At 61.0% G+C, this 9,514-nt stretch carries 6 protein-coding genes and 2 pseudogenes; 2 read left to right on the forward strand and 6 right to left on the reverse strand.

The genetic code is table 11. The features are described from left to right. Positions 1–59 precede the first annotated feature (59 nt). Positions 60–1,003, reverse strand: a pseudogene (locus C6W91_RS20190) (IS3 family transposase); the annotation flags it as partial. A gap of 793 nt (positions 1,004–1,796) precedes the next feature. On the opposite strand from C6W91_RS20190, the gene C6W91_RS20195 reads away from it, so the two are divergent. Together C6W91_RS20195 and C6W91_RS20200 are read left to right on the forward strand one after the other, a co-directional pair. Next, positions 1,797–2,879, forward strand: coding sequence for an AAA family ATPase (locus tag C6W91_RS20195; RefSeq protein WP_370571487.1), 1,083 nt, complete (start codon positions 1,797–1,799; stop codon positions 2,877–2,879). Next, on the forward strand, positions 2,785–5,250 hold the full coding sequence (locus tag C6W91_RS20200; RefSeq protein ID WP_370571488.1) for a S8 family peptidase: 2,466 nt from the start codon (positions 2,785–2,787) through the stop codon (positions 5,248–5,250). The genes C6W91_RS20195 and C6W91_RS20200 overlap by 95 nt, the downstream gene beginning before the upstream one ends. A 166-nt stretch (positions 5,251–5,416) precedes the next feature. On the opposite strand, the gene C6W91_RS20205 is transcribed toward C6W91_RS20200, so the two are convergent. The 5 genes and pseudogenes from C6W91_RS20205 to C6W91_RS20225 form a co-directional block, all read right to left on the reverse strand. Continuing rightward, positions 5,417–6,145, reverse strand: coding sequence for a DUF736 family protein (locus C6W91_RS20205; RefSeq protein ID WP_370571489.1), 729 nt, complete (start codon positions 6,143–6,145; stop codon positions 5,417–5,419). A gap of 107 nt (positions 6,146–6,252) precedes the next feature. After that, positions 6,253–6,567 carry a hypothetical protein gene (locus tag C6W91_RS20210; RefSeq protein WP_370571490.1) on the reverse strand — a complete coding sequence of 105 codons (315 nt, stop codon included), beginning with the start codon at positions 6,565–6,567 and terminating at the stop codon, positions 6,253–6,255. A gap of 100 nt (positions 6,568–6,667) precedes the next feature. Beyond that, the gene (locus C6W91_RS20215; protein WP_370571491.1) at positions 6,668–7,129 is read right to left on the reverse strand and encodes a hypothetical protein; all 462 of its coding nucleotides are present in this window, start codon (positions 7,127–7,129) and stop codon (positions 6,668–6,670) included. Position 7,130: 1 nt separating this feature from the next. Continuing rightward, positions 7,131–7,517 (reverse strand): DUF6878 family protein, encoded by a 387-nt coding sequence (locus C6W91_RS20220; protein ID WP_370571492.1) that lies wholly within the window; start codon positions 7,515–7,517, stop codon positions 7,131–7,133. Positions 7,518–7,638: 121 nt separating this feature from the next. Further along, a pseudogene (locus C6W91_RS20225) lies at positions 7,639–9,453 on the reverse strand (strawberry notch C-terminal domain-containing protein); the annotation flags it as partial. Positions 9,454–9,514: the final 61 nt, after the last annotated feature.

A 9,514-nucleotide genomic window follows, 5' to 3' on the forward strand; every position in this document is an offset into this window, starting at 1 on the left:
ATGACACGCGGTCAATCGTAACATGGGTCAGGCCATCAAGCCGCAATACCATATTCACAGTCATAACAATTACCTTTGCCGCTCATGGAGACTTTGAAGCCATGCTGGCGGAGGATCTTCTGGTAGTCATGCGAACAGTATTGGCTGCCCCTGTCGCTGTGGAAGATGCAGCCTTTGGGTGGCATTCGGAAGGCGATGGCCATCTTTAGCGCCCGGATCGCCAGGTCACGCTTCATGCGATTGCTGACGGCCCAACCGATCACGCGCCGAGAATGAAGGTCCAGGATCACCGCCAGATACAGCCACCCTTCGCGGGTCCAGATGTAGCTTATGTCGCCAGCCCATTTCTGGTTCGGCTGATCTGCTTTGAAGTCGCGATCCAGCAGGTTCGGGGCGATGTTGAACGTATGATCGCTGTCTGTGGTCGCCTTGAACTTGCGTGTTCTTTCAACGCTGATCCCGTTTTCGCGCATCAGGCGGCCCACGCGCCGATGGCCAACATCGATGCCAACTTCCTTGAGTTCTTCAGTCATACGTGGCCTGCCATAGCTGCCCAAGCTCAGACGGGATTGTTCCTTGATGTGGGCCAGAACGACCATATCGGTGCGCTGCCTGCGGCTGGCGGGACGGTTCCGGAAAGCCCGCAAGCCACGCGAGCTGACATTCAAGACCTGGCACAGCCGGTCGATCGGGAAGGTCCCGCGATGTTCTTCGATGAACCGAAACCTCATGGCTTTTGGCTCGCGAAGAACTGGGTGGCTTTTTTTAATATATCCCTCTCCTCCTTGAGGATACGGTTCTCGCGACGAAGTCGTTCGTTCTCACGCGCCAGCTCGCGATCCTCGGGCGGGACCACATCCGTGTCGCGGTGCGCGTTCACCCACTTGTTAAGCGTCGAAAGCCCAACGCCCAAATCATCCGCAACTTGTCGCCGTGTCAGCCCGCTCGTCAGCGCAATTCGCACTGCATCCTTGCGGAATTCATCCGTTCTTCCTGTGCCCATAGTTCGTCTCCTTTGCTGCACATTATGCTATCAAAGGAGCGGCACCAAACCGCGACAGGTCCAAAAAGTTCGATGGTCTCGTAGGTGTTTGCGGTGTCGTAAGCCATGTCTGGTCTCCAGTGTTCGGTTATAGAGCCACCACGTGAGTGTGGGGGCATGGCCGAATGTCTGGTTTCCGAATCTGCCCGGGTCAGGGACGGCGCAGCCGCCGGCTTGCCGGGCGCAAAAGTTTTCCGAGCGCAGCACCCGACACAGGCCCGCGCTCACGCACGGGATCGCCCCAAGCCATATGTACCGCCCTCGCCGAAAAGTTTTGCGATCCTTGACGCGGGCTGATTTGGGGGCCATCCGGAGGATATGCTTCCGCACTCATGTGTGTGTGTTTTGACGGTAGGTTTGCCCGACCCGAGCAGGCAAACGGCCCGACCGGACGCGGGAGACGGATGGAGTGGCGGGATCGTTTTGCTCTCAAGCAAAACAGACCAGAGCGCAATCCGGCGGAGCGGCCGGGGAGGGACGTGCTCGCGAGGCGGGCAAACCGGGGGCCTAGGTGCAACGCCGCGGTGAGGCCGCATGGCCGAATGCGCGACGGACCGAAGGGCCGTTCTCCCCTGCGACACGCGAAGCCGAGCGGGGGAGGCCGCAAGGCAAGCATCCAAGTCGATGCTCGAGAGCACAAAACCGACACACTCTGCTTCCAAACAGCGCAAATTGTCTGGTCTGCTGAGGGGTTCGAATGTATAAAAGACCTTAGTATCATTGAAAATGATCATTCAGAAAGAGCAACTCGACCTTGGCTTCCGCCCAACAACTCATCGGTCTCGTCAAGAGCCACGCAGAAGGGGACGCTGATCGTTTTTACGATCTGGCGATGCAACTCTCTGCGGCTGAAGAGCAGAAGGGACATACCCGTCTGGCTGAACAGTTGCGACAATGGGCCGAAGCGGGACAGAAGCCGCCTTCGAAGCGAACCCCTGCGATCACTCCTATCGCAACACCCCGCGGTGATCTGGCGGAGTTCCTTGCCGCGTCCTATCCGACCGAGCGCCTCGTCGATGTCATCTTGCCAGACAGGATCGAGAGCGAACTCGCGCATCTCGTTGTCGAGACACGAATGCGCGAAAAGCTTGAGGCAAAAGGGTTAAAGCCACGGCGCCGCGTTCTCCTCTCCGGCCCTCCCGGAACCGGCAAGACTCTGAGTGCTTCAGCGCTTGCCGGTGAGCTGCAGTACCCCCTCTTTTCGGTCATGCTCCACGGGCTGATCACGAAGTTCATGGGCGAAACGGCGCAGAAGCTGAAAATGATCTTCGACGCCGTCAAGACGACGCGTGGTATCTATCTCTTCGACGAAATCGACGCTTTGGCTGCGGCCCGGGGCGGCGAGAACGACGTCGGCGAAGCCCGACGGGTTCTGAACTCGTTCCTACAGTTTCTGGATGAGGATGCTGGTCCTTCGATCATCATTGCGACTACAAACCTGCCCGGAATTCTTGACCGCGCTGTGCTGCGCCGCTTTGATCTCGTGTTGCCATATGTCATGCCCGATGGCCCGGCAATTCGGCAGGCGCTCGAACGCCGTTTGATCGGCTTCTCACTCTCTCGCATGGGCTGGAAACGGGTGACAGATGTTGCGACAGGCCTCTCAACGGCCGATGTTGTGGCGGCGGCGGAAGATGCCGCTCGACGTGCCGTGCTGAATGATACTGACAAGATTGCGACACAGGATTTGCTTGATGCCCTTGAACGCCGACGGTCGCTCCAAGAACTAGGGACCGATGACAATGGCACGAGACCTTCGGCACTTCCACCTTCGCAATCTCGGACAACCGCGCCCGTTCCAGGCAAAGGGCGGAGGCGGGTCCAAAAGACCAAGTGATGTCCCCAATCGCGCGGCGCACGCCCAAGCATTGCTTCAGGCCATCGACGCGCTGCCGGATATTCCGGCAGCCGAACTTCCCGGCGTCTATCTGGAAGTCCGCTCGCGTGTCGACGAGCGCCTGAAGAAAGACAGCCTCGACGCTAGTGGCCTGACTCTCCTTCGCGTCGCCGAGACCCCTGATCCAGGTGGCGCCGAAGAGCGCGCGACGGTGTTTGCGACAGCCAAGGGTATTGAAAAGCTGCGCAAGAAGGTCGAGCAATTTCGGACGGAGGACACACCCGACCGGGAAAAGGATGGTGAAATCGTCCCAGGTCGTCCGAAGAACGCGGATCTGGTGCAGAGCGTCGCTGCCATCACAGAAGCGGGATTGCGTGCCCTCTGGCGCAGCCCTCCAGGCAAATTTCCCGCAGCGGATATTGCAACCGTCTGGGAGGTTTGGCTCGAGCCTGAAATGACCGAAGCTTTCGTCGCGGCCGCACCGAACTATGGCGTTACCGTGGGAGCAGATCGGCTGGAGTTTCCCGAAGATATCGTTGTGATCGTAGAGGCCGATCGCAATCAGCTCGCCCAAGCCGTCCGCCGACTAGGCGGCGTGCGCGCCCTTGCTGCTCCCACCATCACAGCGGATTTCTTCGACGGCTTGCCGGTGGCAGAACAGGCGCAGTGGGTCGACGAACTCGCGGGTCGTACGACCTACACTGACAATCCCGATCCTAGCTACGTCACGCTTTTGGATACCGGTGTCAGTCGCGCGCATCCTCTCATTCAGCCGGCGCTCAGCGTGGATGACCGACATGCCGCCAACCCGGCCTGGGGGCTGGAGGATGTGAAGGGCCATGGCACGCAGATGGGAGGACTGGCGCTCTTTGGAGACCTGACGCCGAAACTGCACCAGGCGAATCCGGTTTCTGTCGTGAACCGTCTGGAATCCGTGAAGCTGCTGCCTGATGCAGGGATGAACCCGCATCATCTCCTCGGCGCGGTTACCAGGCAGGCGATCAATACAGTAGAACAGGTCGGCCCCCGGCGCCGGACCTTCACCATGACCACGACGACGGGTGAGGACACCCCGCATGACGGCGCGCCGACGTCCTGGTCGACGGAGGTCGATCAGCTCGCCGCCGGTGTTTCAGGTGAGGTGAAACAACAACGCTTGGTGCTTGTCTCCGCAGGGAATACCGACAACTTCACCTTTGGTCCCGGAAACTACCTGGACCGATGCGATCACGAAGACAACGAAATCGAGTCGCCTGCCCAAGCGTGGAATGTTCTGTCTGTTGGGGCCTTTACAGAGAAGACCGTACTGCCAGACGGAGAGCCGGCCCAGGCGCTTGCACCATTCGGCGATCTATCGCCAGCTTCGAGAACTGCATCGTGGTCGTCCCATTGGCCGAACAAGCCGGACGTCGTCCTTGAGGGTGGAAACTGGGCGCTAAGTGCCATGCCACCGCCAATGCGGCATGGATGGTTATCGCTGCTTTCGACTCACCACAATTACCCAGTCCGATCCTTCACATTCACCTTCGATACCAGCGCGGCGACCGCGCTTGCCGCGAAGGATGTAACGGAACTCTGGTCGGACTATCCGACGCTTTGGCCCGAGACAGTGCGTGGTCTCTACGTGTCGTCAGCGCGGTGGACGCAGCAGATGCGTGCGCATCTGCCGGCCCAGCCAAACAAGGGTCACTTCACGCCCCTTTTTCAGCGCTATGGGTATGGTGTGCCGGACATGGCGCGTGCCCGCCGCAGCGCGTCGAACGCGCTGACCCTCATCGTGGAAGATACGATTACGCCGTACGGGATTTCAGAGAAGACCGGCGGTGATGTCCACAATGAAATGAAGCTGTTCGCCCTTCCCTGGCCCGTTGAGGCTTTGCGCGCGCTCGGCAATGCCGATGTGACCTTGCGGGTGGCACTCAGTAGCTTTATCGCTCCGAACCCGTCCGAAGCCTCGCGCGGCGTTCGGTATCGCTACGCGTCCCACAACTTACGTTTCCAACTCAATCGCGCTGGCGAGAACGAAGCCCAATTTCTGGCCCGGATCAGCAAGGCGGCCGAACAGCCCGATGGTCCTGCAAGCGACGAAGATGATCTTTGGGACTTCGGTAGCAATCGGCGCCATGTCGGGTCGCTCCATATAGATCAGCTGACATGCAGGGCTTCAGATCTGGCGCGGCGCAACTTGCTGGCTGTTCACCCAGTCACCGGTTGGTGGAAGTCGAAAAAGCTTCTCGCTGAGAGTTTGCCTTCCGTACGCTACGCACTGATTGTGGAAATCGACGCAGCAGAGTTGGACACCGAGCTCTACGCCGAGGTTCAAGTTGCTGTTGACGCATTGATTGCCGCTCAAGCAGTTGTACAAGTCTGACTTTAATCGAAACTCCGCGCGGCACTTCCGATCTAGCAGTCTCATCTACACCGGAACGCCATATGAAGTGGCAGTTCGATCGCTCTATTGAAGCAAGCACAGCAAAAGGGGAACCGTGAACCCACGGCTCCCCTTGCAGTTCAGATGTTCAAGCCTCGTACCAAGGTCACGCGACCAGCGAGAGCCCCGTGCCCGCGTCCTGCGGTTGCTCACCGCTGTCGATGAACGGGATGATCGAGAAAGTCTGGCCACCGCGCTGTTCTTCGTTCTGCACGGCGTTCACGCGCAGGTCGCCATCGGGCGTGTTGATCAGCAGCGACAGGTAGTCATTGCCCGTGCGGCTGCTTTTGGCCATCCAGGCCGAGCCAACGCGGATCGGTGTGCCCCGGGGCGAGCTGACCTCGATCCGGTAATCGGGGTGGGTCTCCTCCGTCTTGAAGCTGTTCTCGATCAGCATGAACTCCAGATCGAACATCATGTTGGCGATGTAGCCGGTGAAGGCGTTGTCGGCGTCCATGGCGGTGAGCTCGCCCGAGATCGAGCCGGATTTCATCAGACCGTTCGAGACCAGTGGGATGATCTCGAATTCGCCGCTCTGGGCCGCGCGCGCCTCTTTCGTCTGCACCGCGTTGACCCGGAACGGGCCTAGGCCCACATCGATCTGCATCGAGATATAGGGGTTTCCGCTGGTATTGCCCGTCTCGTTCCAGGCCGTGCCGATGCGCACCTTGCGGCCAGACTTGTTGACCGCGGTCACGTCGTAATCCGGACTGCGCGCGGACATCTTGGCCCGTGCCTCAAGCTGGATGGCGATGTCAAAGCGTGACGAGTGGATCATGCCGGTGTACTCGGCGGCTGCGGTCTCGACGTTGCGGGTGAGGGTTCCTGCGAACATGGGATGGTTCCTTTTGGATTGGCCGGTGCCTGACGTCCTTGCCAGCGCATCCGGGATTGCTTTCTCGACCCCTTGAGGGATCACAAATCAGAAAGCTTGCTTTCCCTTTATGCCCCGCCCCCAGCTTCGCGATGCCGTCTGAGTAGGTGTGCCGCCGCGCCCCCGGGTGCTGCCTCCTGCCCGTCTGATCTTGATTGGCGGCCCGGATTTTCCGCAGCGTCCTTCGATTGCGCGATGAAGAACTCCGCCGCTTTTCCGTTCAACCGGTGCCCTTCCCGGTCGGTCAGACCGATGCAGCTGCCGTTCAGCACATAGATGATCAGGTACTGACCCAGCCGGTCCTTGCGCACAACATAGCCGGTATTGACCCAATGCACAGTCTGACCGGCATCGACGGCGGCCTTGATGTCTTCGAGAGTCATGCGAACCTCCTTACGAGGAATGGTGGGGAAACGACGCAAGAAGCCCGGTCGTCCAACCGGGCTTCCATGCAGCATTAGTTTGGCCAACGGCCGAGACCTGTCAGGCACCTTGCGTGGCTTGTGTCGCGCGCGCCGCCATCCAATCCTTCAAACCAAGAACCGTTCTGCCGGCGGCGACTTCAGATGCCCAGGCGGCCCTTGGGTCGCCGCAGGGCTCATCGCCGGAATGCCGGTCGATGTGGCCATTGGCCATCCATGGCTCGGGCTGGATCCGACGCAGCCAGTCCGCCATGCTCGGGATACGGCCCTGGCAGTCTTCGCGGACATGCTGCTCGCCGATCCAACGCACGGGAATGTCCCGACCCGCGCTATTGGTCAGGGTCAAGCCGAAGACACGCTCCGCTTCGAACAGGCCTTGGGCATGGTGACGCAAGGCGCGGTGCGTGAAAAGCGCGAGGTGCTCTTTCGAGGCGTCAAACCAATCGTGCACAGCCTGATAGTCAGACGGCACCCCGCCGAATTTCCGGGCAGAGCTTTCAGCGTGATGAAGCGGATGTGCCATCTCAAAGTCCCTCGTCATAGCTGTGCGAGCATTCAACGTAGCGGTCCGCATGATCGAGCGTGATGCTGTCGGCTGCGATGTCCCAGGTCAGCGTGCCATAGCCGCCTTCGTTGTTCTCGAACCCAGGATGATGGTGATAGGCGAGCGACCAGGCGAAATCGCCCACTGCGGTGACAAGCGGTTCCGTCAGTTTGACCTCCGCAGGCTGCACGGTCACATCCTCGACATTGCCGGAGTCGCCATAGCCTTCGTACTCGGCGGTGACCTCGCTGATGCCAAGCGCTCGTAGTTGCGCGAGCAGCTCCGCTCGGGATGCCTTCAAGGTGGTTTCGCGCTCGGCGCGCCACTGAGCCGCCAGCGCGGCATAATCGATCTGGGGGTTGGTCATGGGTCTGTCCTTTTGTCAGATGTTGGGGGGCCGGGCGTGGCATTGGTCGGCGCGTGCCCGGAAAGCACGGACCGGCCAAACTCCGATCCGCGACGCCCGTCCCAAAGCCCGCTTTGACTTTTCAGGCGGCTTGGTCTGCCTTGATGGCAGGCCTCTGCCCCACGATCCGGGCCAGAATGTTCCCCGTGTCGATCCCGTTCCCATGCGGCAGGAACACCCGCAGCTGGAACGCGATGATCTCGGTGAAGCAGCCGAGGGCCTTGAGGCTTTCGATCATGCCCCGATCCGCACCAGAGAGCTCGAGACGCATCTCGCCTGCGACGCGGCGACGGGTCAGGGTGAGACCCCGGCCCAGATCGACCGGCGCGGTGGTGCCGAGGGCGGCGGTCAGCATCTCTTGCGGCGTTCGCGGGTTGGAGACGAGGAAGCGGGCGCGGAGCGCGGCCGCCCCTTCCTCGCTCAACGTGCGCCCGATCATGGCCGTCGCCCCGTCTGGCGTGACACGGTAGATCCGCTCATTGGTGGTCGGAATGTCCTTCCAGATCGGCAGCAGCAGCCCGGTCAGCAGGTAGAGCTTGGTCGTGGTGGTTTTTGGCAAGGAGGCAGCCTCGGCATCCCAAAGCCGTGCAAACTCGGGCCTGTCGATCTCTTCCCAAGCCGAGGACTCGAACCGTGCCTCTTCGAGATAGCTCGACCCGTTGGGCCGCACCGCCTTGCGCATCAGCGTGACGATGTCCTCGTCATACATCTGCATGGGCCGCGCCGAGATGAGCGCCGCGCGACCGGAGGCGCGATTGACCATGGGCAGCTTGTCCGGATTGCGCGATATGGCCTCTTCGGCGTCAAGGACATGCACCGGATCCGTGACCTCGAGCCCGATGATCCGCGTCACCGCGCCGGATTTCGGGCAGGTCCAGAGATCCTCCGTGGAGACCTGTTCGATCTTGTCGCCGCGCAGGGTTTCGACGCCGAGATCGAGCGTGCCCGCCGCGCGCGCCCGCTCAGACTGATCGGCAATCCGCTTCATGAACTCTGCAAAGAGCGCGTTCTGCATGTGGATGGGAAGGGCAAGCACCCGGTTGAGAAAACGCTGGATCGGGGGAAGCTCTTCAAGGAGCACCCCGTCCTTGTCGATCAGCCGCAGGGCCGTCCAGTCGGTGAAGCTCTCGTAGCTCATCGCCTCAGCGCGCCCGGCGGCAAGATCGGCGAAATACCCGCGCAGCGCGGCCCGTGCGATCGGGCTTTCGAGATTGTCCTCCTCGCGGAACATGCCTTGCGAGCCGGTCTCGCGCTGACCCTTGGTCAGGGCCCCCAGCTGATCGAGGCGTTTGGCAATCGTCGAGGTGAAGCGCTTCTCGCCATGCACATCCGAGGTGCAGACCCGGAAAAAGGGCGCGCTGACTTGGGCCGAGCGATGCGTGCGGCCGAGCCCCTGGATGGCCGCATCGGCGCGCCAGCCGGGCTCCAGCAGGTAGTGCCGCCGCCGCTTCTGGTTCTTCGCCGTTTGCGCCGCGTGATAGGACCGGCCCGTCCCGCCTGCGTCAGAAAAGATCAGGATATCCTTTTCGCCGTCCATGAAGGCTTGGGTCTCGGAGGAATTGCTGCTGGCGGCGCGCTTCTCGATGAAGAGATGGCCGTCCTCGGCCTTGAGGGGCCGGATGGACCGCCCCGTGACTTCTGCCACGGCCTCGTCGCCAAAGGCCCAGAGGATCTGATCCAGCGCCGATGGGATCGGTGCCAGAGTCATCAACTCCATCATGGCCGCATCGCGCAAAGCGAGCGCCTCGCGCGAGACGACCAGCGCCCCGGTCTCATCCCGCAAAGGTTCCGCCACCATGTTGCCGTCAATCTCCACGAGCTTTTGCGCATGGATCGGGAAGGCCTGTTCGAGGTAGCCCAGAACATAGTCGCGCGGCGTCAAGGTACCCTCTGTGAGTGCTGGACGTAATCTCCCCAAAACGGCTGGATGAAAATTCCCCAGTTTAGTGCGGATGCCG

This window comes from Phaeobacter sp. SYSU ZJ3003 (assembly GCF_041300735.1).
Classification (GTDB): domain Bacteria; phylum Pseudomonadota; class Alphaproteobacteria; order Rhodobacterales; family Rhodobacteraceae; genus Phycobacter; species Phycobacter gallaeciensis_A.

Bases quoted from the DNA above. Each gene is read 5' to 3' on its own strand.
- C6W91_RS20200 (WP_370571488.1), top strand. From the start codon at position 2,785: ATGGCACGAGACCTTCGGCACTTCCACCTTCGCAATCTCGGACAACCG.
- C6W91_RS20205 (WP_370571489.1), bottom strand. From the start codon at position 6,145: ATGTTCGCAGGAACCCTCACCCGCAACGTCGAGACCGCAGCCGCCGAG.
- C6W91_RS20210 (WP_370571490.1), bottom strand. From the start codon at position 6,567: ATGACTCTCGAAGACATCAAGGCCGCCGTCGATGCCGGTCAGACTGTG.
- C6W91_RS20215 (WP_370571491.1), bottom strand. From the start codon at position 7,129: ATGGCACATCCGCTTCATCACGCTGAAAGCTCTGCCCGGAAATTCGGC.
- C6W91_RS20220 (WP_370571492.1), bottom strand. From the start codon at position 7,517: ATGACCAACCCCCAGATCGATTATGCCGCGCTGGCGGCTCAGTGGCGC.